Here is a 24,403-nt window from a genome sequence, read left to right as displayed (position 1 = left end):
CGGCCGCCATGGAGGGGGCCGGGGCTTCAGCGCGAGCCGTCAGGCTGCCGCGCAGTCCGGGCAGACGCCGCGGTAGGTCACCTCGACGTCCGAGACGGAGAAGCCGAAGCGCTCCGAGTCGGGGAGGTCGGCCAGCGGGTTGCCGGTCGGGTGGACGTCACGGATCGCGCCGCACCGGGCGCACACCAGGTGGTGGTGCGGACGGTGCGCGTTGGGGTCGTACCGCTTGGCGCGCCTGTCGGTGGCGACCTCGAGCACCTCGCCGAGGGAGACCAGCTCGCCGAGCGTGTTGTAGACGGTCGCCCGGGAGATCTCGGGCAGCTTGGCGACAGCCCTGGCGTGCACCTCGTCGGCCGTCAGGTGGACGTGTTCGCCGTCGAGGACCTCGGCCACGACGCGTCGCTGCGCGGTCATCCGCCATCCGCGTCCGCGCAGCCGTTCCAGAAGGTCACTCATGCGCACCAGCCTAACAGCAGGAGGAACAGATCCCGATCGGGTGTGATTTTGGAGCGGACCCTGACTTAGACATTGTCCATTATAGGATCGGGGCTGTCCATCTCGGCCGGCGGTGGCCGGGAGTGTGCTCAGGCGGGGACGCGCTGTCGGGCCGGTGCCCAGCAGCGGATGATGTCGCGGACCGAGACGATGCCGGCCGGCTCGCCCTCGTCGAGGACGATGAGGTGACGGAAGCCGCCGTGGGCCATGGCGCGAGCCGCTTCCTCGAGGGTCCAGGTCGGGGCGGCGAAGACGACGTTGTTGGTGGTGTGGGCGTGGGTGCGCTCGGTGTCCGGGTCCTGGCCCAGGCCGACGGAGTTGAGGATGTCCCGCTCGGTGAGGATGCCCATGCCGCCCGCGTCCGGGTCGAGGACGAGGGCCGCGCCGACCCGGCGGGCGGACATCAGGGCGGCGGCCTGGCGGAGGGTGTGGGCGGGGCCGATGGTGAGGACCACCGAACTCATGGCGTCGCGGACGAGCATGGGATGGAGCCACCTCCTACTGGAATCCGTGCGTCCGGCGGACGGACCCGCGCGTGCACGGATTCACAAGTTCACAAGTGGGGGGATCCTCAGAGTCTCAGGTAAAGCGAGAGTCAACAAGAGGGCGCGCGCCGCCAATTGAGGGCGCACGCGCTCATCTGTGGGCCTCAGTGGCGCTCGTTGAGATATCCCAGCAGCTCGTCGTGGAGGAGCCCGTTGGACGCGGCCGCGTTGCCGCTGTGCGGACCCGGGCGGCCGTCGAGGCCGGTGAAGGTGCCGCCGGCCTCCGTCACGACGATCGCGTTGGCCGCCATGTCCCACAGGGACAGCTCCGGTTCGGCGCACAGGTCCACCGAGCCCTCGGCGACCATCATGTACGGCCAGAAGTCGCCGTACGCGCGCGTGCGCCACACCTCGCGGGTGAGGTCGAGGAAGCCGTTCAGGCTGCCGCGGTCCTCCCAGCCGGAGAGCGAGGAGTACGCGAACGAGGCGTCGGACAGCTTCGAGACACGGGAGACGTGCAGCCGGGTGGCGGAGGAGAGGCTGCGGCCGCTGTAGGCGCCGTGCCCCTTCGCCGCCCACCAGCGGCGGCCCAGGGCCGGAGCGGAGACCACCCCGACCACCGGCCGGTAGCCGCCCTCGCCCGCCTCCATCAGGGAGATCAACGTGGCCCAGACGGGCACGCCACGCACGTAGTTCTTGGTGCCGTCGATCGGGTCGATCACCCAGCGGCGCGGGCCCGTGCCCTCGATGCCGTACTCCTCGCCGAGGATCGCGTCCCGGGGCCGGGCACGCTGGAGCTGGCCGCGGATCAGTTCCTCGGCGGCCTTGTCCGCCTCGCTCACCGGGGTCATGTCCGGTTTGGTCTCGACCTTGAGGTCGAGGGCCTTGAAGCGGTCCATGGTCGCGGCATCGGCGGCGTCCGCGAGGACGTGCGCGAGACGGAGGTCGTCGAGGTAGTCCGGCATGGGACGAACCGTATCCGGCGGGGCGGGACGGGGCTACATCAGGCCGCAGTGCGGACAGACCCCCCATGTGCCCCACACGAACCCTTGACAGTGCCCCCCGGCGCGTCAAACCTGGGCACCATCCGCTCGCCCCCGGGAGGCGATGATGCCTGCAGCGCGGGAATCCCTACTGGACGCCGCCTTCTCGGCGCTCGCCAAGCGGCCGTGGTCCGCGGTGCGGATGGTGGACGTCGCGGCGACCGCCGGGGTGTCCCGGCAGACCCTGTACAACGAGTTCGGCAGCAAGGAAGGCCTGGCCAGGGCGCTGGTGCGGCGGGAGGCCGACGGTTATCTCGCCGGGGTCGAGCGGGCGCTGGCCGTGCCCGGCGACGTCCGTGAGCGGCTCGTCGCCACCGCCGAGTGGACCGCCTCGCTCGCCCGGGAGAACGTACTCGTACGGGCCCTGCTCACCGGCTGCTGGAGCGAGCGCCTGCCCGCGCCGACGCTCTCGGCGGTGCCGTCCTCCTCCGCCGTACCGGCGCAGCGGCGGGCGGACGGGCCGCTGCCCTCGCCCGGCGATCTCATGACGGCGGTCCGGGACCGGGCCGTCGCCGTGCTCGGCGGCCCCGGCGCCGCCCGCGCGGACACCTCCGACCTGGCCCGTGCCTGCGAACTCGCCCTCCGCCTCGCCCTGTCCTGCGTGGCGGCACCGCCGGCCGGGGCGGACGGGGTGGCCGAACTGGTACGGGGCGCCCTGCAACGCCACAGCAGCGCCCAGGTGTAGTGATCACGAGCGTTGTCGACGCCGGCAAGGCTTGCTCACCTCAGTGCGCCGACCCCGACAGCTGAAGGCCGATGACGCCGATGATCACCAGGCTGATCGAGACGATCTTGAGGATGGACACCAGGTCGCCGAGGAAGATCATGCCGTAGATCGCGGTGCCCGCCGCTCCGATGCCCGTCCACACCGCGTAGGCCGGGCCGACGTCGAGCTTCTTCAGGGAGAGCGTCAGCAGGCCGAAGCTGCCGAGAGCGAAGGCGCAGAAGGCGATGGTGGGCCAGAGCCGTGTGAAGCCGTGCGACAGCTTCAGACAGACGGCGAAGCCGGTCTCGAGCAGTCCCGCGACGATGACCAGCAGCCACGCCATGTGCTGTCCTCCCGTTCGTCCGCCCGGCGGTCGACCCGGTCGGCTCGGTGCGATTATGCACTTGCCGCACTCACCGCATCACAAACAACGCGGAGGTCAGTCGCCCTCCGTGCGATCCCGCGTGGCCAGCAGCCGGCGCAGCGAGTACAGCCGGGCCGGGTCCGCGTGCCCTTCGGCCACCCACTCGTCCAGCGCGCAGTCCGGCTCGTCGTGACTGCACGCGCGCGGGCAGCCCGCCGTGCCCGGCTCCAGGTCGGGGAAGGCGTGGATCACGCGGGACGGGTCGACGTGGTGCAGGCCGAAGGACCGTACGCCCGGGGTGTCGATCACCCAGTCGTCGGTGCCCGCCAGGGGCAGGGCGAGCGCCGAGGTCGTGGTGTGACGGCCACGGCCGGTCACCGCGTTGACATGACCGGTCAGCCGCCGCCTGTCGTGCGGGACGAGCGCGTTGACGAGGGTCGTCTTGCCGACGCCCGAGTGACCGACGAACGCCGTGATCCGCCCGGCCAGATGCTCGCGCACCCGGTCCGCCGCGTCCCCGTTCTCCAGTTCCTCACGGCTGGTGACGACGTACGGGATGTCCAGGTCGCCGTACAGCTCGAGGAGCTTGTCCGGCGGGGCCAGGTCGGACTTCGTCATGACCAGGAGCGGGGTCAGGCCGCCGTCGTAGGCCGCCACCAGGCAGCGGTCGATCAGACGGGGGCGGGGCTCCGGGTCAGCGAGGGCGGTGACCACGGCGAGCTGGTCGGCGTTGGCCACGACCACCCGTTCGTACGGGTCGTCGTCGTCCGCGGTACGGCGGAGCACCGAGGTGCGCTCCTCGATGCGGACGATCCGGGCGAGGGTGTCCTTCGCGCCGGACAGATCACCCACCAGGGCCACCCGGTCGCCCACGATCGCCGCCTTGCGGCCCAGCTCGCGGGCCTTCATCGCCATCACGATCCGGTCGTCCACCAGACAGGTCAGGCGGCCCCGGTCGACGGTGAGGACCATGCCCTCGGCGGCGTCCTCGTGCTTGGGCCTGATGTGCGTACGAGGCCGGTTGCCCTTGCGGTTGGGGCGGGAGCGGATGTCGTCCTCGTCGGTGTGCTTGCCGTAGCGGCGCATGGCGAAAGTCCCTAGATCCCGAGCATCCCGGCCCACAGCTCGGGGAAATCGGGCAGCGTCTTCGCCGTCGTCGCCACGTTCTCGATCCGAACGTCCGCCACGGCCAGGCCGATGATCGCACCGGCCGTCGCCATACGGTGGTCGTCGTAGGTGCGGAAGGTTCCGCCGTGCAGCGGGCGCGGGCGGATGTGCAGGCCGTCGGCCGTCTCCGTCACATCACCGCCGAGCTCGTTGATCTCCTTGGTGAGGGCCGCCAGCCGGTCCGTCTCGTGCAGGCGCAGATGGGACACCCCCCGCAGGGTGGACGGGGAGTCGGCGAGGGCGGCGACGGCCGCGACACCCGGGGTCAGCTCGCCGACCTCGGCCAGGTCGACATCGATGCCGTGGATCGAACCCGAACCGGTGAACACCAGGCCGTAGTCCGTCAGCTCGCAGGAGCCGCCCATCTCGGTGAAGATCTCCCGCAGCCGGTCACCCGGCTGGGTGGTACGCGCCGGCCAGTCAGGGATCAGCACCCGGCCGCCCGTCACGAGCGCCGCCGCGAGGAACGGCTGGGCGTTCGACAGGTCCGGCTCGATGGTCAGGTCCCGGCCCAGCAGGGCGCCCGGCGTGACCCGCCAGACGTTCGGCTCGCCGCCCGACTCCGGGGTGTCCACCTGGGCGCCGACCGCGCGCAGCATGTCCACCGTCATCCGGATGTGGGGCAGGGAGGGGAGCGTCGAACCGATGTGGCGGACCTCCACCCCCTGGTTGAAGCGGGGGCCCGAGAGGAGCAGAGCCGAGACGAACTGGGAGGACGAGGAGGCGTCGATCTCCACCGGGCCGCCGTCCAGCGCGCCCGATCCGTGCACCGTCAGCGGCAGCGCGCCCCGGGCGTCGTCGTCGATCCGGGCGCCGAGGACGCGCAGCGCGTCGATGACGCCGTTCAGGGGGCGCTCGTACGCACGGGGGTCGCCGTCGAAGCGGACGGGGCCGTCGGCGAGGGCGGCGACCGGCGGGAGGAAGCGCATCACGGTGCCCGCGTTGCCGACGTCCACCGTGGCGGGGCCCCGCAGGCCCGCCGGGAGTACGCGCCAGGCCTCGCCGGTGCCGTCGGGGCCCACGCCCTCTTCGATCTCGATGCCCATCGCCCGCAGGGCCTCGGCCATGAGCAGCGTGTCGCGGGAGCGGAGGGGGCGGCGCAGCCAGCCGGGCTCGGAGGCGAGGGAGGCGAGGACGAGGGCGCGGTTGGTGACGGACTTGGACCCCGGCACGTGGACCGTCGCGTCGACGGCCTCGCTCGCGGTGGGGGCGGGCCAGAGGGCGGGGGTTTCGGGCATGCGGCCACTCTAGTCTTTGGCCGTCGTTCGGGTGCTGCGCCGTCCGGGCTGGTCGCGCCCCGCGGCGGAGCCGCGTAGCGATACGGCTTCGCGCTCCGGAAGGCAGCTCGCCCTCACATCTCGAGCAGCCAGCGGCCCCCTCCCATCAGCGAGCACAGGCTCACCACATGGAACAGGAACAGCCACAACCCCGCCGGTACGTGCGTCAGGCGGGACAGCTGGTCCGCGTCCGAATCGCCGGCCCCGCCCGCGCGGCGCTTCATCTGCAGTTCGAAGGCCGGGCGCACGCCCCCGAGCAGCAGGAACCACACCACCACGTACGCGAACGCCGCCTGTACCTGAGGCCCGGCCAGCCACGACACCAGCAGGAACGTGCCCCCGGTCAGGACCACCGTGAGCGCCCCGTACGCGTTGCGGATCATCACCAGCATCGCGACCAGCAGGGCGGTCGCCAGCCAGAGCAGCAGCGTGATGCGGCCGGCGCCGAGCAGCGCGGCGCCGCCGAGGCCGAGGAGCGGGGGAGCGGTGTAGCCGGCGGCCGCCGTGAGGATCATGCCGAGACCGTGCGGCTTGCCGCGGCTCACCGTGAGGCCGCTGGTGTCGGAGTGCAACCGGATGCCGGTGAGCCGGCGGCCGGTGAGCAGCGCGACCAGGCCGTGGCCGCCCTCGTGGGCGATCGTGATCGCGTTGCGCGATATCCGCCACAGGGTGTGCGGCACGACGACCGCGAGGGCCGCGACCGCGGTGGCGATCACCACCCACAGGTCGGGGTCGGGCTGGGTGCCCACGAGACGGTCCCACAGGTCGGGCAGAGCGGTGGCGGCGGTGCTCTCCATGTTCGGCTGTGGCTCCCTCTCGTCGTACGGAGTCTGGCAGTGTGGCACGTATGTGCGGACGGTATGCAGCGAGTCGCAGGCCCGAGGATCTCGCAGGAATCTTTGAAGTCGAGAAGTGGGAGCCCGAGGAGACCCTGGCCCCCGACTACAACGTGGCGCCGACCAAGGAGGTCTACGCCGTCCTCGACCGTCCGTTGAAAGACGCCGAGACCAAGCGGCCGGTTCGACAGCTGCGGAAGCTGAAGTGGGGACTCGTGCCCTCCTGGTCCAAGTCGCCCGAGGGCGGCGCCAGGATGATCAACGCGCGGGCCGAGACCGTGCACGAGAAGCCGTCGTACCGCCGTGCCTTCACCTCCCGGCGCTGCATCCTGCCCGCCGACGGCTACTACGAGTGGGTCACCGCCCAGGAGGAGCGGGAGCTGGAGGTGGAGGGGAAGAAGAAGCGGGCGCGCAAGCAGCCGTACTTCGTGCTGCCGGCCGACGGCTCGGTGTTCGCGATGGCGGGGCTCTACGAGTTCTGGCGCGACCGCACCCTGCCCGACGACCATCCGCAGGCCTGGTGGGTGACGTGCTCCGTCATCACCACGGAGGCGGAGAGGACCCCGCTCGCCGTCGCCCCCGACGACGGCCCGCACGCCCTCGTCGACATCCACCCCCGGATGCCCCTGATGCTCACCCCGGACCGCTGGGACGCCTGGCTGGACCCGGCCCGCACGGACCTCGACGACCTGCGGTCCCTGCTGGAACCCCCGCCGGCCGGGCTGATGCGCGCCTACCCCGTGTCCACCGCCGTCAGCAACGTCCGCAACAACAGCCCGGAGCTGCTGAAGGAGCTGGAGGGGCCGGAAGAGGGCACACTCTTCTAGCGTGACCACTGAGATCGTCGGTACGGACGCGGGGCACGCCCGCATCACCTGGCACGCCGCCGAGCAGCCGAAGCTCGTCCTCGCCGTCGGCCACGGCGCCGGCGGCGGCATCGAGGCCCGTGACCTCAAGGCCCTCGCCGCCGCCCTGCCCGCGCACGGCGTGACCGTCGCCCTCGTCGAGCAGCCCTGGCGGGTGGCCGGCAAGAAGGTGGCGCCCGCGCCGAAGACGCTCGACGTCGGCTGGCGCGGGATCTGGCCGGCCGTCGCCGCGCCGGGGCTGCCGGTGATCTCCGGCGGGCGGTCGGCGGGGGCCCGCGTGGCGTGCCGCACGGCCACCGAGCTCGGCGCCCACGCCGTCCTCGCGCTCGGTTTTCCGCTCCATCCGCCGGGCAGGCCGGAGAAGTCCCGGGCCGGCGAACTGCTCGGCGCGGGGGTGCCCACACTGGTCGTCCAGGGCGGCAACGACACCTTCGGCCGGCCCGGCGAGTTCCCCGGCGGCGACTACGAACTCGTCGAGGTGCCCTACGGCGATCACGGCTTCGCCGTGCCCAAGAGGGCGGAGATCAGCCAGGAGGAGGCCGTGGCGATTGTCACCGACGCCGTCGTGAAGTGGGCCGGGTCACTGGGGTGAAGGCCGGGGAATGTTGCGGGGCGGGCCGCTGTTGAGCCCGACAGAAGTGCTGAACACCCAGCACCGACGTCATTGGGAGAGGAAGTCCGCCGCATGGGTTCGACCATCTGCCCGAGCCGCTCCAGCCGCACCGCCCTGGACTGGACGGTGCTGCACGCGGCCAAGACCGCTCCAATTGGAGCGGCGGCAGGCACCGGTCGTCGTCTATCCTCCGATTCGAGTGGGACCGGTCTCGGTCCCGCCCAGATCTTTGAGGAGGTGGGTCCGGTCACCGGTACCGACGCAGGGACCGACAACGGCCAGGCGGAGCTGCCCGAGGGCCAGGGCGTGGACGTGGGGACGAGCGACGAGTCGACCACGGAGCGCAGCGCGCGCTTCGAGCGGGACGCGCTCGAGTTCCTCGACCAGATGTACTCGGCCGCGCTGCGCATGACGCGCAACCCCGCGGACGCCGAGGACCTGGTGCAGGAGACGTATGCCAAGGCGTACGCGTCCTTCCACCAGTTCCGTGAGGGCACCAACCTCAAGGCCTGGCTGTACCGGATCCTCACCAACACGTTCATCAACTCGTACCGCAAGAAGCAGCGCGAGCCCCAGCGCAGTGCGGCCGAGGAGATCGAGGACTGGCAGCTCGCCCGCGCCGAGTCGCACATGTCGACCGGTCTGCGCTCCGCGGAGTCGCAGGCGCTGGACCACCTGCCCGACTCGGACGTGAAGGAAGCACTTCAGGCGATCCCCGAGGAGTTCCGCATCGCCGTCTATCTGGCGGATGTCGAGGGCTTTGCCTACAAGGAGATCGCGGACATCATGGGGACACCCATCGGTACGGTGATGTCCCGGCTGCACCGGGGCCGCCGTCAACTGCGCGGCATGCTCGAGGACTACGCCCGTGAGCGCGGGCTCGTCCCGGCCGGCGCCGGAGAGTCGAACGAAGCGAAAGGCTCGGGGTCATGAGCTGCGGAGAGCCGCATGAGACGGACTGCAGTGAGGTCCTGGATCATCTCTACGAGTTCCTCGACAGCGAGATGCCGGACGTCGATCGGGACAAGTTCAAGCAGCACTTCAACGAGTGCTCGCCGTGCCTGGAGAAGTACGGGCTCGAAGAGGCCGTGAAGAAGCTGGTCAAGCGGTGCTGCGGCCATGACGACGTGCCGATCGACCTGCGCTCCAAGGTCATCGGCCGGATCGAACTGATCCGCTCCGGACAGTCCGTGCCCGAACACGACGTGACGGCCACCCCGCAGGAATCCTGAAGGCCACCGCCGTGAGCACGGGCGTCACCCGAATGTGCTAATCCCCGGGTGATACGGCCCCATGGGCACCCGACGCCACCCTAGGCTCCGAACCCAGGACGGAGCCTGGACGGGCGACGGAGCCTGACGGGGACGGCTGGGGAGGCGTCATGGAGGGAGTTCCGGCGCGGGCGCGCGCGTACGTCTCCTGTATCGCCCTCGGTGCCCTGTTCTGTCTGTCGCCGATCACCGGTGCCCGCGCGCCCTGGTGGGCCGTGGTCCTGCTCGCCGCCCTGTACGCCGGGGGCGAGCAGATCGCGCGGCGCCGGTTCGCCGGGACCTTCTCCCCCGTCCTGCTCGCCGGGGCCTTTCTGCTGTCACCGCCCGCCGCGGCGCTCGTACCGCTTCCCGGGGCCCTGTTCTCGCATGTCGAGCAGGGCCCCTTCCTGCTGCGCCGGGTCTGGCGGGCGGCCCAGTCCTCGCTCGCGGTGTGGGCCGCGTCCGGCGTCCACGGGGCGCTGGGCGGGCGGGACGCCGTGGCCGGCTCCGACGTGCCGTACGCGCTGGTTCCGGCGGGCGCGGGCGTTCTCGTCTTCTGCGGGGTGCTCGCCGTCCTGGACGGCGGGATGCTCGCGCTCGCCGAGGGGCTGCCGCTTCAGCGGTGCTGCCGGGGGCTGTTCCTGCGCTCGCTCGCGCCCCTCGCCGTGCACGGACTCGCCGGGCTGATGATGGCCGTGCTGTGGCGCAGCCCCTACGGGCCGGTCGCCGCGCTGCTCGTGCTCTTCCCGATGGCCGTCTCCTGGTGGGTGTTCGCGCAGTACCACCGGGAACGGGCGGCCCACCGGGCGACGATCCGCGCTCTGGTGCAGGCCGTCGACATCAAGGACGGCTACACGCGCGGCCACAGCGAACGCGTCGGCCACGCCTCCATGATGATCGCGCGTGAGCTGGGGATGGACGAGAGCCGGGTGGAGGTCCTCCGGTTCGCCGGGATCCTTCACGACGTCGGCAAGCTCGGCGTGCCCACCCGGCTGCTGCGCAAGGACGGGCCGCTGACACCGGAGGAACGACGGGTGATCGAGCTGCATCCGGAGTACGGGCACGAGATCACCCGGGGCATCTCCTTCCTCGGCGAGGCCCGTTCGGCGATCCTCCACCACCACGAGCGGATCGACGGCAGCGGCTACCCGTACGGGCTGGTGGGCGGTCAGATCCCGGAGCCCGCCCGGGTGGTGGCCGTCGCCGACGCCTTCGACGCGATGACGTCCAACCGCTGCTACAGCCGGGCGCGGCCGGTGGAGGTCGCCCTGGCGGAGCTGGAGCGGTGCGCGGGGACGCACTTCGACCCGCGGATGGTCACCGCCCTGGTACGGGTGATCGGGCGGGACGGCTGGCACCCCGTGGTCACCGCCGACGAAGTCTCGCCCACCGTGCCCGCACCGGCCGCTCCCGACCGGCCCGGGGTGCCCCGATGACCGCGCGCCGTCCCCTGGACACCGCCACCTCTCTGCACACCGCCGCCGGCCTTCTCACCGCCGTCTCCCTCCTCGTCACCTTCCGCACCGGCGTCGAGGAGGGAGCCGTCGCGCTCGCCTTCGGGACCCTCGTCGCCGTCGGCGAGCTGACCCTTCCCCGTTGCGGGCCCGGCTCGACCGCGGGAGGGCCCGGGTTGCGGGAGACCGCGCCGCTCGGTGCCGCCGGGGCGCTGTCGTACGCCCTGCTGGGGGAGCACGCCGGACACCCCAGCCACCACGGGGTCGCCCAGACCGTTTCGGTCGTGGCCACCGCCTCGCTGCTGGGCAGCGTGCCGCATCTCGCACGCGGCCAGGGACCCGTTCTCGACCACCTCGTCCGCCGCGTCCTGGCCGTCGGCTTCGCGGCCGTCTGCTTCCAGCCCCTCTACCACCACGGGGCGTTCGACCACGGGCGGGGCCCCGCCCACGCCCTCGTCCTGCTCGCCCTGCTGGTCCTGACCGTGCTGTGCGACGCCGTGGTCGCCGCCGCGCTGGCGCACTCCCGCACCGGCTGGCCGTTCCCCCCACTGCTGCGCGACGAGCTGCGCGCGGTCCCCGGGATCGGGTCGGCCGTGTGCGCCACCGGCGCGGTCATGGCGCTCGCCGTCGCCGTCGTGGGGCTGTGGGCGCTGCCGGTGTTCTCCGTGCCGCTGCTGCTCACCCAGCTGTCCCTGCGCCGGTACGCCGCCGTGCGCGCCACCTACCGGCAGACCATCGCCTCCCTCGCCCGCGCCACCGAGATCGCCGGGTACACCCCGGCCGGCCACGCCCGCCGGGTCGCCGCCCTCAGTCAGGCCGTGGGCCGGGACCTGGGGCTGCCGGAGGCCGAGCTGACCGTCCTGGAGTACGCGGCCCTCATGCACGACATCGGCCAGCTCAGCCTCGTCGACCCGGTGCCCGCCGGGGCCACCTCGGGCCTCACGGCGGCCGAGCAGCGGCGGATCGCGCTGCTCGGCGGCGCCGTGGTCCGCCAGACCGGGGCCGGCGCCCAGGTCGCCGCGGTCGTCGAGCGGCAGGCCGACCCCTACCCGGAGCAGCCGGTGGCCGCCCGCATAGTCCGGGTGGTGAACGCGTACGACGAGAAGGTGCAGGGCGCCGGCCCCGGCGGCCCCCTCACCGCCCTGGAGGAGCTGCGCCTCGGCACCGGCGGGGAGTACGCGCCGGAGGTCGTCGAGGCGCTGGCCAGGGTGCTGTCACGAGACTGTCTGACTCTGCCCAAGGCTGGGTAACCCATGGGTAATGAGCGACCTCCCAGCCACACGTGGTTGGATGCGAGGGAGAGAGTGTCCGGGGGCACTGGCCAGCCCACACCACGGAACTGGCAGGCGGGAATCGTGAGGATCTTCGGCAAGGGACGGCACCGGCCCTCCGCCTCCTGGCGGCAGGCCACCGACCGTGCGTTCACGCTGATCGGCGACGGACGGTACGAGGACGCGGGCGCGCTGCTGACACGTGCCGCCGATCTGGAGCCCTGGCTGTCGGAGTCCTGGTTCAACCTGGCGCTGCTGCACAAGTTCCGGCACGACTGGGAGCAGGCCCGCACCGCCGGCCTGCGTGCCGTCGCCCTGCTCGACCGCGAGACCGGCGCCCCCGACTGGTGGAACGTGGGCATCGCCGCCACCGCCCTGCAGGACTGGCCGTTGGCCCGCCGCGCCTGGCAGGCGTACGGGCTGCATGTGCCCGGCAGCGGCATCGGCTCCGGCGAGCCGCTCGGCATGGAGCTGGGCAGCGCGGCCGTACGGCTGTCGCCCGAGGGGGAGGCCGAGGTGGTGTGGGGGCGGCGGCTGGACCCCGCCCGCATGGAGGTGCTGTCGATCCCGCTGCCGTCCTCCGGGCGGCGCTGGGGCGAGGTCGTGCTGCACGACGGCGTCCCGCACGGTGAGCGGACCACGGCCGCCGGGCACTCCTACCCGGTCTTCGACGAGATCGAGCTGTGGGCGCCGTCCCCCGTGCCTACCTGGGTGGTCCTGCTGGAGGCCGCGACCGAGGACGACCGGGACGCGCTGGAGCGGCTGGCCGCCGACGCGGGATTCGCCGCGGAGGACTGGTCCTCGTCGGTGCGGCTGCTGTGCCGGATGTGCTCGGAGTCACGGATGCCGTCCGACGAGGGCGACGGGGAGCATCTCGACCCGCACGACCACAGCGAACCGGGACATCCGGGACCGCTCGGCCATCGGACCGACGGGCAGCTGTGGGTTCCCGAGCGGGAGTGCGGCGTGGCCGCGCCGGCATCGCTGGTGAGGGGGTTGTTGGACGGGTGGGTGGCCGACAGCCCGGATTCGAGGGACTGGCGGGACCTGGAAGAGGTTTGCTGAACGGCTCCCCCCAGCTCTCGCCCTTTAGGCTGTACTCCGCAGATTTCTTCAGGTTGCAGGAAGGCATACGTCGGTCATGGCGCAGCAGGACACCGATCAGCAGCACGCGGGCGTGCTCCCCGTGGACGACGAGGGCTTCGTCATCGACACCGAGGAGACGGAGGAGCGCGAGCAGGCCTGGCGGGAGGCCGGTACCTCGCGGCCGATCACCGTTGTCGGCAACCCGGTGCTGCACAAGGAGTGCAAGGACGTCACCGCGTTCGGCGAGGAGCTCCAGCAACTGGTCGCGGACATGTTCGCCTCGCAGCGCACGGCCGAGGGCGTCGGCCTGGCCGCCAACCAGATCGGTGTCGACCTGAAGGTCTTCGTCTACGACTGCCCCGACGACGAGGGCGTCCGGCACACCGGAGTCGTCTGCAACCCCAAGCTCGTCGAACTGCCCGCCGACAAGCGCCGGCTGGACGACAGCAACGAGGGGTGTCTGTCCGTGCCGACCGCGTACGCGCCGCTCGCCCGTCCCGACTACGCCGAGGTGACCGGGCAGGACGAGAAGGGCAACCCGATCAAGGTGCGCGGCACCGGATACTTCGCTCGGTGTTTGCAGCACGAGACCGATCACCTGTACGGGTACCTGTACATCGACCGCCTGTCCAAGCGCGAACGCAAGGACGCCCTGCGGCAGATGGCCGAGAACGAGCCCCGTTACCCCGTGGTCGCCAACGACTGAACCACGCCACCACCTACACGACGCCTGGCCGGGAATCCTCCCGGCCAGGCGTCGTTCGTATGTCCGACGGACGTTCGATCGCTTATGCACATCCGCTGATCCATAACCGGTCATGCCGAAGTGGATTCCCGGCATGCCGGGGTAGTGAATGCAGCAAATCCATTCCCAGAACGGTCGGTTGTAGTGCTGAATGGGGAGTGCGGGGATATGCACCGGCGCACAGCCGGCACGACGGAAGGGGTGTGCGCCCACTGGCGGCTGAGAGGGGTTGTTCGTGCCAGCCTTCCCATACAGCACCACATACAGCACCACGGCGACGGCGACCGTACCCACGGTCCCGCCCTCGCTCTCGCTTCCGGTCATCGAGGCGGCTTTTCCCCGGCAACTGCATCCGTTTTGGCCCCGGTTGCAGGAGAAGACCCGCTCCTGGCTGCTGGAAAAGCGCCTCATGCCGGCGGACAAGGTCGAAGAATATGCCGACGGACTGTGCTATACGGACCTGATGGCGGGGTACTACCTCGGTGCCTCCGACGAGGTTTTGCAGGCCATCGCCGACTACAGTGCCTGGTTCTTCGTCTGGGACGACCGGCACGACCGCGACGTCGTGCACGGCCGCGCCGCGGACTGGCGCCGACTGAGGTTCCGGTTGCACGCCGCCCTGGACGCCCCGGCGGTCCACCTGCACCATCCGGACGCGCTGGTGGCCGGACTCGCGGACAGCGTGGCCCGGCTGTTCGCCTTCCTCCCCGGCACCTGGAACGCGCGGTTCACGCGCCACTTCCACGCCGTGATCGAGGCCTACGACCGGGAATTCCGCAATCGTACCGAAGGGCGGATTCCCGGTGTCGAGGAATACCTCGCACTGCGTCGGCTCACCTTCGCGCACTCCATCTGGAACGACCTGCTGGAGCTGAGTGCGGGAAGGGAACTCCCGGACGCGGTGCGGAAACACCCTTCCTATCGGCGGGCGGCCACGCTGAGTCAGGAGTTCGCCGCCCTGTACAACGACCTCTGTTCGCTGCCCAAGGAAATAGCGGGCGACGAGGTGCACAATCTCGGAATCAGTCTCATCGTCCATGAGGGACTGACGCTGGAAGAGGCGGTGGAAGAAGTCCGCAGGCGCGTCGGGGAATGCATATCCGGGTTTCTCGCCGTCGAAATGGACGTCATACGGCTCGCCGACCGGATCGCCGACGGGGCGGTTCACGGAAAGGAACTCGGCGCCGCCGTACGGAACTGCCTCGCGAACATGCGGAACTGGTTCAGTTCCGTCTACTGGTTCCACCACGAGTCCGGCCGATACATGGTCGACAGCTGGGACGACCGGTCCACGCCCCCGTACGTCACCAACGAAGCGGCAGGTGAGAAATGACCGTCGAGTCCGTGAAATCCTTACCCCCCGAGAGGTCCGAACTGCGGGAGCCGCCCCTGGCCGGGGGCAGGGTTCCGCTTCTCGGCCATGGCTGGAAGCTCGCCCGCGACCCACTGGCCTTCCTGGCCCGGCTCCGCGAGCACGGCGACGTCGTCCGCCTCAGGCTGGGCCCCAAGACGGTGTACGCCGTGACCGCGCCGGAGCTCACCGGGGCACTCGCCCTCAGCCCCGACTTCATCGTCGCCGGACCCCTGTGGGAGTCCCTGGAGAGCCTGCTCGGCAAGGAGGGCGTGGCCACGTCCAACGGCCCGCTCCACCGCCGCCAGCGACGCACCGTGCAGCCCGCGTTCCGCCTCGACGCCATCCCCGCCTACGGGCCGATCATGGAGGAGGAGACCCACGCGCTCGTCGAGCGCTGGGCGAAGGGCGAGGTCCTCGACGTCACCGCGGAGTCCTTCCGGGTGTCCGTGCGCATCTCCGCCCGCTGTCTGATGCGCGGCAGCTACATGGACGCCCGGTCCGAGCGCATCACCTCGGCGCTCGCCACCCTGTTCGCCGGTATGTACCAACGCATGGTGGTGCCCCTCGGACCGCTTTATCAGGTGCCGATTCCGGCCAACCGCGAATTCAACCGGGCACTGGCCGACCTGCATCGCCTCGTCGACGAGATCGTGGCCGACCGCCGGGTGTCCGGTGAGAAACCGGACGATTTGCTGACGGCTTTGCTGGAGGCGAAGGACGACAATGGCGACTCGATCGGAGAACAGGAGATCCACGACCAGGTCGTCGCCATACTCACCCCGGGCAGCGAAACCGCCGGCTCCGTGCTCATGTCGCTGCTCCTCGTCCTCACGGAGCACCCGGAGCAGGTGGACAAGATCCGCGAAGAGGTGAAAAACGTTGTCGGTCACCGGCCGGTCGCATTCGACGACGTGCGAAAACTGCGGCACACCGCCAATGTCGTCATCGAGACCATGCGGCTGCGTCCCGCCGTATGGATACTGACCCGGCGTGCGGTGACCGACACCGAGCTCGGCGGATACCGCATTCCCGCCGGCGCCGACATCGTCTACAGCCCGTACGCGGTCCAGCGCGATCCGCGGTCGTTCGAGCGGCATGAGGAGTTCGATCCCGACCGCTGGCTGCCCGGCCGCTCCGAGGCGGTGCCCAGGCACGCCATGGCGCCGTTCGGCGTCGGCAACCGGAAGTGCCCGAGCGACCACTTCTCGATGGCCGAGCTCACCCTGATCACCGCGGTGGTGGCGAGCGCGTTCCGCTTCGAGCCGGCACCCGGCTCCGACGACCGGACGCACATCGGCATCACCCTCCGGCCGCGCCGGCTGCTGCTGCGCGCGCTGCCGGGGTGACGCAAGCCCGGTCCGGCGCCCGGGGAGCGTCTCCACGGGCGCCGGCGACGGACGGCTCAGAAGTCCTCGTCGAGGTCGACGGTGCCCTCCACCGCCACCTGGTACGCGGACGGACGCCGCTCGAAGAAGTTGGTCAGCTCCTGAACGCCCTGGAGCTCCATGAAGGAGAAGGGGTTCTCCGAGCCGTACACCGGGGCGAAGCCCAGGCGGGTGAGGCGCTGGTCGGCGACGCACTCCAGGTACTGCCGCATGGAGTCGGTGTTCATGCCGGGCAGACCGTCGCCGCACAGATCCCGCGCGAACTGCAGCTCCGCCTCGACGGCCTCCCGGAGCATGTCCGTGACCTGCTGCTGGAGCTGCTCGTCGAACAGCTCCGGCTCCTCCTTGCGGACGGTGTCGACCACCTCGAACGCGAAGCTCATGTGCATGGTCTCGTCACGGAACACCCAGTTGGTGCCGGTGGCGAGGCCGTGCAGCAGACCCCGGCTGCGGAACCAGTAGACGTACGCGAAGGCGCCGTAGAAGAACAGGCCCTCGATGCACGCGGCGAAGCAGATCAGGTTGAGCAGGAAGCGGCGGCGGTCGGCTCGCGACTCCAGACGCTCCAGCTTCTCGACCTCGTTGATCCACTTGAAGCAGAACGCGGCCTTCTCGCGGATGGAGGGGATGTTCTCCACCGCGTCGAAGGCGGCCGCCCGGTCCTCCGGATCGGGGAGGTAGGTGTCCAGGAGCGTCAGGTAGAACTGGACGTGGACGGCCTCCTCGAAGAGCTGCCTCGACAGGTAGAGGCGCGCCTCGGGGGAGTTGATGTGCTTGTACAGCGTCAGCACGAGGTTGTTCGCCACGATCGAGTCGCCCGTCGCGAAGAACGCGACCAGCCGGCCGATCATGTGCTGTTCGCCCTCGGACAGCTTCGCCAGGTCGGCGACGTCCGAGTGGAGGTCGACCTCCTCGACGGTCCAGGTGTTCTTGATGGCGTCCCGGTACCGCTCGTAGAAGTCCGGGTAGCGCATCGGACGGAGGGTCAGCTCGAAGCCCGGGTCGAGCAGGTTCTTGGCTTCGCTGGTCATTACTGGCAGGCCTCGCAGGACTCGGGGTTCTCAAGGGAGCAGGCGACCGCGTCGGGGTCGGCGGCCTGCTGGACGGGGACAGCCGCCCGGGCGGCGCGGGCGATGCGGGTCGCCGGGCGCGAACGCAGGTAGTACGTGGTCTTCAGGCCCGACTTCCAGGCGTACGCGTACATCGAGGAGAGCTTGCCGATGGTCGGCGTCTCCAGGAACAGGTTCAGGGACTGCGCCTGGTCCACGTACGGAGTGCGGGCGGCGGCCATGTCGATCAGACCGCGCTGCGGAATCTCCCACGCCGTGCGGTACAGGGCCCGTACCTCGGCCGGGATCCAGGCGAAGTCCTGCACCGAGCCATTCGCGTCACGCAGCGCCTCACGGGTACGCGCGTCCCAGACGCCCAGCTCCTTCAGGTCCCGCACCAGGTACGAGTTGACCTGGAGGAACTCGCCCGACAGCGTCTCGCGCTTGAACAGGTTGGACACCTGCGGCTCGATGCACTCGTACACGCCGGCGATGGAGGCGATGGTGGCGGTCGGCGCGATGGCGAGCAGCAGCGAGTTGCGCAGGCCGGTCGTCGCGATCCGCTCGCGCAGCGCCGCCCAGCGCTCCGGCCAGGTGAACTCGACGCCGTAGTGGTCGGGGTGCAGGACGCCCCGCGCGGTACGGGTCCTGTCCCAGGCCGGCAGCGGGCCGCTGCGCTCGGCCAGGTCCGCGGAGGCCTCGTACGCGGCGAGCATGACCCGCTCGGCGATACGCGTGGACAGCTGACGGGCCTGCGGGGAGTCGAAGGGCAGACGCAGCTTGAAGAAGACGTCCTGCAGGCCCATCGCGCCCAGGCCCACCGGGCGCCACCTGGCGTTCGACCGGCCGGCCTGCTCGGTCGGGTAGTAGTTGATGTCGACGACCCGGTCGAGGAAGGTGACGGCCGTGCGGACGGTGGCGTCCAGCCGCTCCCAGTCGATGTCGCCGTCGACCACGAAAGCCCCCAGGTTCACCGACCCCAGGTTGCAGACCGCCGTCTCGCCGTCGTCGGTGACCTCCAGGATCTCCGTGCAGAGGTTGGAGGAGTGGATCACCTGGCCCGGCTCGGCCGTCTGGTTGGCGGTGCGGTTGGCCGCGTCCTTGAAGGTCATCCAGCCGTTGCCGGTCTGCGCCAGGGTCCGCATCATCCGGCCGTACAGGTCACGGGCCGGGATGGTCTTGCGGGCGAGGCCCTGTTCCTCGGCCCTGCGGTAGGCGGCGTCGAACTCCTCGCCCCACAGGTCGACCAGCTCGGGTACATCGGAGGGGGAGAACAGCGACCACTGCTCGTCGGCGTTCACCCGGCGCATGAACTCGTCCGGGATCCAGTGCGCGAGGTTCAGGTTGTGCGTACGGCGGGCGTCCTCGCCGGTGTTGTCGCGCAGCTCCAGGAACTCCTCGATGTCGGAGTGCCAGGTCTCCAGGTAGACCGCGGCCGCGCCCTTGCGCCGGCCGCCCTGGTTCACGGCGGCGACCGAGGCGTCCAGGGTCTTCAGGAACGGGACGATGCCGTTGGAGTGCCCGTTGGTGCCGCGGATCAGTGAACCGCGGCTGCGGATCCGGGAGTACGACAGCCCGATGCCGCCGGCGTGCTTCGAGAGCCGGGCCACCTGGTGGTAGCGGTCGTAGATGGAGTCCAGCTCGTCCACGGGGGAGTCGAGGAGGTAGCAGGACGACATCTGGGGGTGCCGGGTGCCGGAGTTGAAGAGCGTGGGGGAGGACGGGAGGTAGTCGAGGCGGCTCATGAGCCCGTAGAGCGCGGCGACTTCGTCGACCGAACGGGTCGTGTCGTCCTCGGCCAAACCGCTCGCCACCCGCAGCAGGAAGTGCTGGGGCGTCTCGACGACCTTGCGGGTCAGGGGATGCCGCAGGAGGTAACGGCTGTGCAGGGTACGGAGTCCGAAGTAGCCGAAGCGGTCGTCGGCACCGGTGTCGACGAGCGCGTCCAGGCGGGCCGCGTGCAGGCGTACGAAGTCGGCGGTGCGGTCGGCGATGAGGCCCTCGCGGTGGCCGACGGCCACGGACTCGGTGAACGAGGTCACGCCCTGGGAGGCGGCCTCCGCCGCGATGCCGATCGTCAGCAGCCGGGCGGCCAGCTTCGAGTAGGCGGGGTCCTCGGAGATCAGGCCGGCGGCCGCCTCCGTGGCCAGCTCGCGCAGCTCCGTCTCGTCCGCCCGCAGGGACCGGCCGCGCAGCGCGGCGGCCGCGACCCGGCCGGGGTCGGCGTCGGGGAGGTCGGCGGTCAGCTCGGTCAGGGTCCGCAGCAGCGCGGCACCGGGACCGTCGGGTTCCAGCTGGGTGGCTGAAGCCGGATCGGCTGGCGCGATGGTCACGTGGGGCTCTCCCTCGCTCGGCAAGGGGCCTGGCGCGGGGCAGGGGGCAGCACACGAGCGCGCACGGCGTCGCGTCCACCGGCCCACTCCACGAGGCCCGGACGTCAAGGCACCCGGACCGGACGGCCGGGCGCGCTGTCGACAGGTCCTCGGACTGAAACAGGCGTGCGGATACGGCTGTGCGCACACGCCAGTACACCGTTGCGGGACAGTTCCGGATTCCCACCGGATTCCCCTGGGCGACAGCGAGCATGAGCATACATCTTGTGCTCGCCTGGCACGCCACCCCCAGATGTTGTGTCGGGGGTGGTGTGGCAGGGTGGTTTCAGAGCGTCAACTCATAGGTGAGGAGAGTGAGGTCGTACAGCTCCGGAAGGGGCTTCCAGTCCCGCTCCGGCGCCCGGACGAACCCCAGCCGTTCGTAGACGCGGTGGGCCGCGCGCATCGCCTTCTGCGTCGACAGCACGACACGCTCACAGCCGTCGACGGCCCGCGCCCGCTCGACACAGGCGCGGACGAGCGCCTCGCCCGCCCCCCGGCCGCGGGCGGCACCGTCGACCGCGAGCATCCGGATCTCCGTCTCTCCCGGACCCGCGAGGTCGGCCATGGGGCCGGGGCCCGGGACGAAGGTCACTCCGCCGAGGAGCCTGTCGCCCTCGACGGCGACGAGCACCTGGGCGGAGGCGGCGCGCTTCGCCACGTCCTTCAGTTCCTCCAGGTACCCGTCACTCTCCCCGAAGTCGAGCAGCCCGTCCTGGAGATAGGCCCGGGCGGTGATCTCCCCGAGGACCTCGTACTCGCCGGGCTCCACATGCCGTATCACGATGTCCATGGCCCGAGTCTGCCGGACGCCCGGGTTGCGGAGCGTGCCGGGAGTGCTTCCATGGAAGAAGCCGACGGCGCCGCCGAATCCTCCGCCCCGCGCATCCTCCGCCCCGGGAATCGCTCCGGAACTCGGAAGGAGACCGCACCATGACGAGGGTCGTCCGCCATCCGCCCGGCAAGGAGCGACCGCGCGACGCGCCGATGGCGACACTGCATTTCCGGCGGGCGGGATACCGGGTCGGACGCGGGTTCGTCGGCCACTGGCACGCCCTGACGATCCGTCTGGAGGCCCGCCGCGGCGTCACCCGCCCCAAGAAGTGGCGCCGGTGCGTCTCCTACGCCAACGTCACCAGGTTGATCTGGCTGGTCGCCGTGCTGACGTTGCTCGCCTGGATCGGCGAGGGCCTGTCCATCCTCATCACGAGCGACACGACCGGTTTCGAGCAGTGGCGGCAGGACAACGAGGGGTTCAAGACCGTCTACCAGTTCGTCGGTCCGATCCTCGCCGCCTCGATCGCCGCCGCGCTCTTCCTGTTCTGGTGGTACCGCTGGACCAAACGGCGTTATCTCACCAAGGCACTGCGGGATCCGCGCAGACTCGTGCCCACCGCCGGATACGACACCTCCCAGATCGTGGGCCGCGAAGACATCGCCCAGGTCATCGCCGAGCGGCTGCGGGAGCGCGACACCCGTCGGCCGTATCTCCTCGTCGGCGGCGTCGGAGCGGGGAAGACCGCCGTCCTCGTACGGCTCACCGAACTCCTGGCCCGTCAGCACGCCGTACCGGTGCCGGTCAGACTGCGGGACGCGGCGGGCGGCGCCGACCTGAACTTCGAGCGCCTGGCCAGACAGCGCTTCGCCGAGGAGGCGCCCAAGGGCATCCTGGCGCGGGGCAAGACCGACCGGGTCTGGCACCAACTCCTCGCCGACGACAAGCCGGTCGTCCTCGCCGACGGCCTTGAGGAGGCCCTGCTCGACGACGGCCGGCAGCAGAACCGGGACAACGTCATCCGCCGGGCCATCGAGCGCGCCCGCGAGGAGAAGCTGCCCCTGGTCATCGCCTCCCGGCCGCACAGCCCGCTGGAGACCACCTCCGCCGCGATCGTCGTGCTGGAACCGCTCAGCGAGGAGGAGGCGCTGCGCTTCGTCGAGGCGGACGTACCGGAGACCGACGAGCGCCGGGTGGACTGGATCGTGGAGACGGCGGAGGTGACCGAGTCGCCGATCTATCTTCAGATCGCCCGAGAACTCCACCGGCGGGGAATCCTTGAGCACGACCGGCCGGACGACGACCCCCAGCACATGAACACCCGCAGCCGCGACCGCGCCACCCTGCGGCTGTGGCTGCTGGAGACCTGGGCGGAGGCGCTGTGCGAGGGGAAGCTGCGGGAGGACGTCGCGCTGGCTCCGCAGGAGCGCCGCGACACACTCGAGGTGGTCTCCGCCCTGGCCTGCGTCGGACTGCTTCAGGACAAGCTGGAGGTCGGCTTCGCGGAGTTGGCCGACCCCGACGTCCTGCACCCCGGCGCGGCACGGCGCGCGCGGGCCCGAGCCGAGCACGTGTGGGCCGGCCGCGGTTTCGACCAGTACGGCAAGCGCGGGAACACCCTCTCCGAGTGGCACCGGCAGCAGATCTGGGACGCCCTGTGCGAGCGGCTCGGCGAAGGGGAGCGCAGACGGCTGCGCGAGGGCAACATGGACCAGTGCCATGCCGTCCTCGCCCGCTTCGCGGCCCATGCGAGCAAGCTCAAACTGGTGGAGGGCTTCGAGCACCGGGTCCGTTTCCCGCACAGCATCATCCAGGCCTATTTCGGCTGTCGCGTGCTCAACCACCTGGGGGAGCGGGGCGCGGGGGATCTGACCGAGCAGGCGCTTCAACCGCCCGGCCCCAGCCGCGAACTGCTCATCGCCCTCGTGCTGCTCTCCCGTGGGCGGGCGGCGAACCCTCCGGTCCGGGGACACGGGGTCCGGGCGGAGATACGCAAGGAGATCGCGGAACTGGTACGGCAGGCGCCCGTACGGGGCCGCCCGCTCGCCCAACGGCTGTGCGCCGCCGCGGGCCGCCGCACCGACGACCCCAAGGCCCTGGACCTCTATGCGGCCGCCCTGGAGATCGAGAGCGCCGAGAACGACCCGAGACACCTGAGGGAGATCGTCATCGCGCTGCGCCGGCACTGGCCCGGCATCAAGGGAGACCGGCGCACCCTGAGGGACGCCAAGCGCAGAGTCCTCAAACAGGTCGGAGCCGCGCTGCGGAAGGTCTCCGAGCGGATCGACACCACCCCGCTGTACTGGGAGCTCTTCCAGCTGGGCATCCAGGAATCCTCGTACTCCATCCGCCTGGTCGTCGCGCAGGAGTTCGGCACCGGCGGCAACGCGGCGTTCGCCGTGATCCGCGAGCGGGTCGGTCTCAACAGCGACCCCGTGCAGGAGTACAACGACCGGCTGGACAGGCTGAGGGCCTGGAAGAGACGGGAGTACGAGGCATGGGCCGCGCGCATGGGGCGGGCGAGGGCGGCCCGTACGTCCCCGCGGGGCGAGTCGGCCGAGGACATCGGGCGGCTGCAGGAGGACCGCAAGGCACTGAACCGGCGCTACCGCGGGCAACGGCTCGCTCTCTTCCGGGAGTTCGTGATGCGGGCCTGGATGCTCCCGATGCTCTTGGGCTCCGTGGACGAGGCCCATCGCGACGAGGCCCGGGAGCGCCTCACGAAGTGGCTGCGCCACCTCGACCCGAAGTTCACCGGAGGGGTCCCCGACCTGCCGCTCGCCCTCGAGGCCGCGCTGGCCCAGGGCTTCAAGTACGCGGCCAACCGGCGCCAACGGCACCCGCACACCTACTCGGGCGGCCGCGCCGACCTGATCCGGCAGGCGGAGACCGTGCTGCAGCAGTCCCGGTGCTGGTACGCGCAGCTCAGCCTGCTCCAGGCGCTGTGCCTGTGGGAGCTCGCGGACAACGCCGGCGGCCGCCCCGACGGGCACCAGCCGTTCCAGCCGCTCGGCGGGGCCACCGCCGTACAGACGGCGGAGCGCTGGCTGTCGATGGCGGGCACGGTGAACTCCGTGCCGGGCCACGAGGACCAGCCGGGCGAGCCGGCCCGGCGGTGTCTGCATCCGTTCGTCGCCGAGGCCGGCGACCTGGTCGCCCTCGCCCTGGAGACCGGACAGCCCGAGCGGTTCCTGTGGATCGACGAGAAGGGCGTCGCCGACAACATCGGCGCCCGCGCGGGCAACACCGGGGGGTACCGCAAGCACAGCCTGTGGATCCCGCCCTCGGTCGGCTGGAGCACCCTCGACCCGCGCGCCCAACGTCTCGTCGCCGACGTACTGGTGATGCTGAACCTCATCGAACGGGACGGACACCCGGACGAGGTGGAGGAGCGGCTGGCCCGCGCGGAGCAGCCCGGCATGCCGCTGCCGCCGTGCATCCGCACCAACCGGGAACCGCTGCGCCCCGGGCTGCGGATCGGCACCTCCACCCCGCCCGCACCGGGCTCCACCTGTCTGCCCGACTGCAAGTTCCAGCTCTGCCCGTACCCTCCCCGGGGCGGTCTGCCCCGGGGAGAGATCCGCGAGCCGTTCTGCCGCCAGCAGCAGGCCCTGCTGCCCGGCAGCGTCCGGCGCTGGCTGCCCCGGGGAGTGCGCAGGAAGACCCCGCACTGGGTCGGCATGCGAGTCCGTGAACTGGACCGCTTCTGGGACGCGATGGCCAGACGGACCCGGGACTGACCGGGCCGTGTCGCGAAAGTCCCGTTCCTAGGGCATGTGGTGAAAGTCCCGCCTGCCCGGCGGCGCCTGG

General features: G+C 71.0%; 22 protein-coding genes and 1 riboswitch. Of the genes, 12 read left to right on the top strand and 10 right to left on the bottom strand.

The genetic code is table 11. From position 1 onward, the window contains the following. Window positions 1-39: 39 nt before the first annotated feature. The 3 genes from ACIBVL_RS35995 to hisN form a co-directional block, all read right to left on the bottom strand. Window positions 40-456 carry a Fur family transcriptional regulator gene (locus tag ACIBVL_RS35995; RefSeq protein WP_399104156.1) on the bottom strand — a complete coding sequence of 139 codons (417 nt, stop codon included), beginning with the start codon at window positions 454-456 and terminating at the stop codon, window positions 40-42. 128 nt (window positions 457-584) lie between these two features. After that, window positions 585-977, bottom strand: coding sequence for a cyclic nucleotide-binding/CBS domain-containing protein (locus ACIBVL_RS35990; RefSeq protein WP_399104154.1), 393 nt, complete (start codon window positions 975-977; stop codon window positions 585-587). A 167-nt stretch (window positions 978-1,144) separates the two neighbouring features. Then, window positions 1,145-1,945 carry a histidinol-phosphatase gene (gene hisN / locus ACIBVL_RS35985; protein WP_399104152.1) on the bottom strand — a complete coding sequence of 267 codons (801 nt, stop codon included), beginning with the start codon at window positions 1,943-1,945 and terminating at the stop codon, window positions 1,145-1,147. Between the two features lie 142 nt (window positions 1,946-2,087). Between hisN and ACIBVL_RS35980 the strand changes: the two genes are divergently transcribed. Then, window positions 2,088-2,708, top strand: coding sequence for a TetR/AcrR family transcriptional regulator (locus ACIBVL_RS35980; RefSeq protein WP_399104150.1), 621 nt, complete (start codon window positions 2,088-2,090; stop codon window positions 2,706-2,708). 40 nt (window positions 2,709-2,748) lie between these two features. Here ACIBVL_RS35980 and ACIBVL_RS35975 read toward each other — a convergent pair whose 3' ends face one another. From ACIBVL_RS35975 to ACIBVL_RS35960, 4 genes are all read right to left on the bottom strand, one after another. After that, window positions 2,749-3,072 carry a DMT family transporter gene (locus tag ACIBVL_RS35975; RefSeq protein WP_399104148.1) on the bottom strand — a complete coding sequence of 108 codons (324 nt, stop codon included), beginning with the start codon at window positions 3,070-3,072 and terminating at the stop codon, window positions 2,749-2,751. A gap of 96 nt (window positions 3,073-3,168) precedes the next feature. Next, the gene (gene rsgA, locus ACIBVL_RS35970) at window positions 3,169-4,179 is read right to left on the bottom strand and encodes a ribosome small subunit-dependent GTPase A (protein WP_399104146.1); all 1,011 of its coding nucleotides are present in this window, start codon (window positions 4,177-4,179) and stop codon (window positions 3,169-3,171) included. Window positions 4,180-4,190: 11 nt separating this feature from the next. After that, window positions 4,191-5,498 carry a 3-phosphoshikimate 1-carboxyvinyltransferase gene (gene aroA / locus ACIBVL_RS35965; RefSeq protein WP_399104144.1) on the bottom strand — a complete coding sequence of 436 codons (1,308 nt, stop codon included), beginning with the start codon at window positions 5,496-5,498 and terminating at the stop codon, window positions 4,191-4,193. Window positions 5,499-5,611: 113 nt separating this feature from the next. Beyond that, entirely contained in the window at window positions 5,612-6,334 is a 723-nt protein-coding gene (locus tag ACIBVL_RS35960) for a M50 family metallopeptidase (RefSeq protein ID WP_399104142.1), read from the bottom strand. 50 nt (window positions 6,335-6,384) lie between these two features. Between ACIBVL_RS35960 and ACIBVL_RS35955 the strand changes: the two genes are divergently transcribed. From ACIBVL_RS35955 to ACIBVL_RS35910, 10 genes are all read left to right on the top strand, one after another. Beyond that, window positions 6,385-7,200 carry an SOS response-associated peptidase gene (locus tag ACIBVL_RS35955; RefSeq protein WP_399104140.1) on the top strand — a complete coding sequence of 272 codons (816 nt, stop codon included), beginning with the start codon at window positions 6,385-6,387 and terminating at the stop codon, window positions 7,198-7,200. Window position 7,201: 1 nt separating this feature from the next. Next, entirely contained in the window at window positions 7,202-7,831 is a 630-nt protein-coding gene (locus ACIBVL_RS35950) for an alpha/beta family hydrolase (protein ID WP_399104137.1), read from the top strand. A 258-nt stretch (window positions 7,832-8,089) separates the two neighbouring features. Next, on the top strand, window positions 8,090-8,785 hold the full coding sequence (gene sigR, locus ACIBVL_RS35945) for an RNA polymerase sigma factor SigR (RefSeq protein WP_399104373.1): 696 nt from the start codon (window positions 8,090-8,092) through the stop codon (window positions 8,783-8,785). Beyond that, window positions 8,782-9,084, top strand: a complete 303-nt coding sequence (gene rsrA / locus ACIBVL_RS35940) for a mycothiol system anti-sigma-R factor (RefSeq protein ID WP_399104135.1) — start codon at window positions 8,782-8,784, stop codon at window positions 9,082-9,084. Before sigR ends, rsrA begins: the two co-directional genes overlap by 4 nt. Window positions 9,085-9,233: 149 nt before the next feature. After that, a complete protein-coding gene (locus tag ACIBVL_RS35935) occupies window positions 9,234-10,538 on the top strand; it encodes an HD-GYP domain-containing protein (protein ID WP_399104133.1) in 1,305 nt (434 codons plus the stop codon). Continuing rightward, window positions 10,535-11,806 carry an HD-GYP domain-containing protein gene (locus ACIBVL_RS35930; RefSeq protein WP_399104131.1) on the top strand — a complete coding sequence of 424 codons (1,272 nt, stop codon included), beginning with the start codon at window positions 10,535-10,537 and terminating at the stop codon, window positions 11,804-11,806. The genes ACIBVL_RS35935 and ACIBVL_RS35930 overlap by 4 nt, the downstream gene beginning before the upstream one ends. Before the next feature lie 105 nt (window positions 11,807-11,911). Continuing rightward, the gene (locus tag ACIBVL_RS35925; protein ID WP_399104129.1) at window positions 11,912-12,892 is read left to right on the top strand and encodes a tetratricopeptide repeat protein; all 981 of its coding nucleotides are present in this window, start codon (window positions 11,912-11,914) and stop codon (window positions 12,890-12,892) included. Window positions 12,893-12,968: 76 nt separating this feature from the next. After that, on the top strand, window positions 12,969-13,619 hold the full coding sequence (gene def, locus ACIBVL_RS35920) for a peptide deformylase (RefSeq protein WP_399104127.1): 651 nt from the start codon (window positions 12,969-12,971) through the stop codon (window positions 13,617-13,619). A 274-nt stretch (window positions 13,620-13,893) separates the two neighbouring features. Next, the gene (gene cyc1, locus ACIBVL_RS35915) at window positions 13,894-14,991 is read left to right on the top strand and encodes an epi-isozizaene synthase (protein WP_399104125.1); all 1,098 of its coding nucleotides are present in this window, start codon (window positions 13,894-13,896) and stop codon (window positions 14,989-14,991) included. Further along, on the top strand, window positions 14,988-16,358 hold the full coding sequence (locus ACIBVL_RS35910) for a cytochrome P450 (protein ID WP_399104123.1): 1,371 nt from the start codon (window positions 14,988-14,990) through the stop codon (window positions 16,356-16,358). Before cyc1 ends, ACIBVL_RS35910 begins: the two co-directional genes overlap by 4 nt. Window positions 16,359-16,414: 56 nt before the next feature. Here the strand turns inward: ACIBVL_RS35910 and ACIBVL_RS35905 are convergent, their stop codons facing one another. The 3 genes from ACIBVL_RS35905 to ACIBVL_RS35895 all read right to left on the bottom strand — a co-directional run bounded on the left by ACIBVL_RS35905 (window position 16,415) and on the right by ACIBVL_RS35895 (window position 20,611). Continuing rightward, window positions 16,415-17,428, bottom strand: coding sequence for a ribonucleotide-diphosphate reductase subunit beta (locus tag ACIBVL_RS35905; protein ID WP_399104121.1), 1,014 nt, complete (start codon window positions 17,426-17,428; stop codon window positions 16,415-16,417). Then, window positions 17,428-19,779 (bottom strand): ribonucleoside-diphosphate reductase subunit alpha, encoded by a 2,352-nt coding sequence (locus tag ACIBVL_RS35900; RefSeq protein WP_399104119.1) that lies wholly within the window; start codon window positions 19,777-19,779, stop codon window positions 17,428-17,430. Before ACIBVL_RS35900 ends, ACIBVL_RS35905 begins: the two co-directional genes overlap by 1 nt. 144 nt (window positions 19,780-19,923) lie before the next feature. Further along, window positions 19,924-20,014: riboswitch (cobalamin riboswitch) on the bottom strand. Window positions 20,015-20,104: 90 nt separating this feature from the next. Then, window positions 20,105-20,611: a GNAT family N-acetyltransferase gene (locus ACIBVL_RS35895; protein WP_399104117.1), complete on the bottom strand. Its 507-nt coding sequence runs from the start codon at window positions 20,609-20,611 to the stop codon at window positions 20,105-20,107. A gap of 140 nt (window positions 20,612-20,751) precedes the next feature. On the opposite strand from ACIBVL_RS35895, the gene ACIBVL_RS35890 reads away from it, so the two are divergent. Then, on the top strand, window positions 20,752-24,333 hold the full coding sequence (locus ACIBVL_RS35890; RefSeq protein WP_399104115.1) for an ATP-binding protein: 3,582 nt from the start codon (window positions 20,752-20,754) through the stop codon (window positions 24,331-24,333). Window positions 24,334-24,403 lie beyond the last annotated feature (70 nt).

Origin of the sequence: Streptomyces sp. NPDC049687 (assembly GCF_044465285.1) — a bacterium.
Lineage (GTDB): Bacteria > Actinomycetota > Actinomycetes > Streptomycetales > Streptomycetaceae > Streptomyces.
The sequence above is the reverse complement of the archived record's forward strand: the minus strand, read 5'-3'. Positions and strand labels throughout refer to the sequence as shown.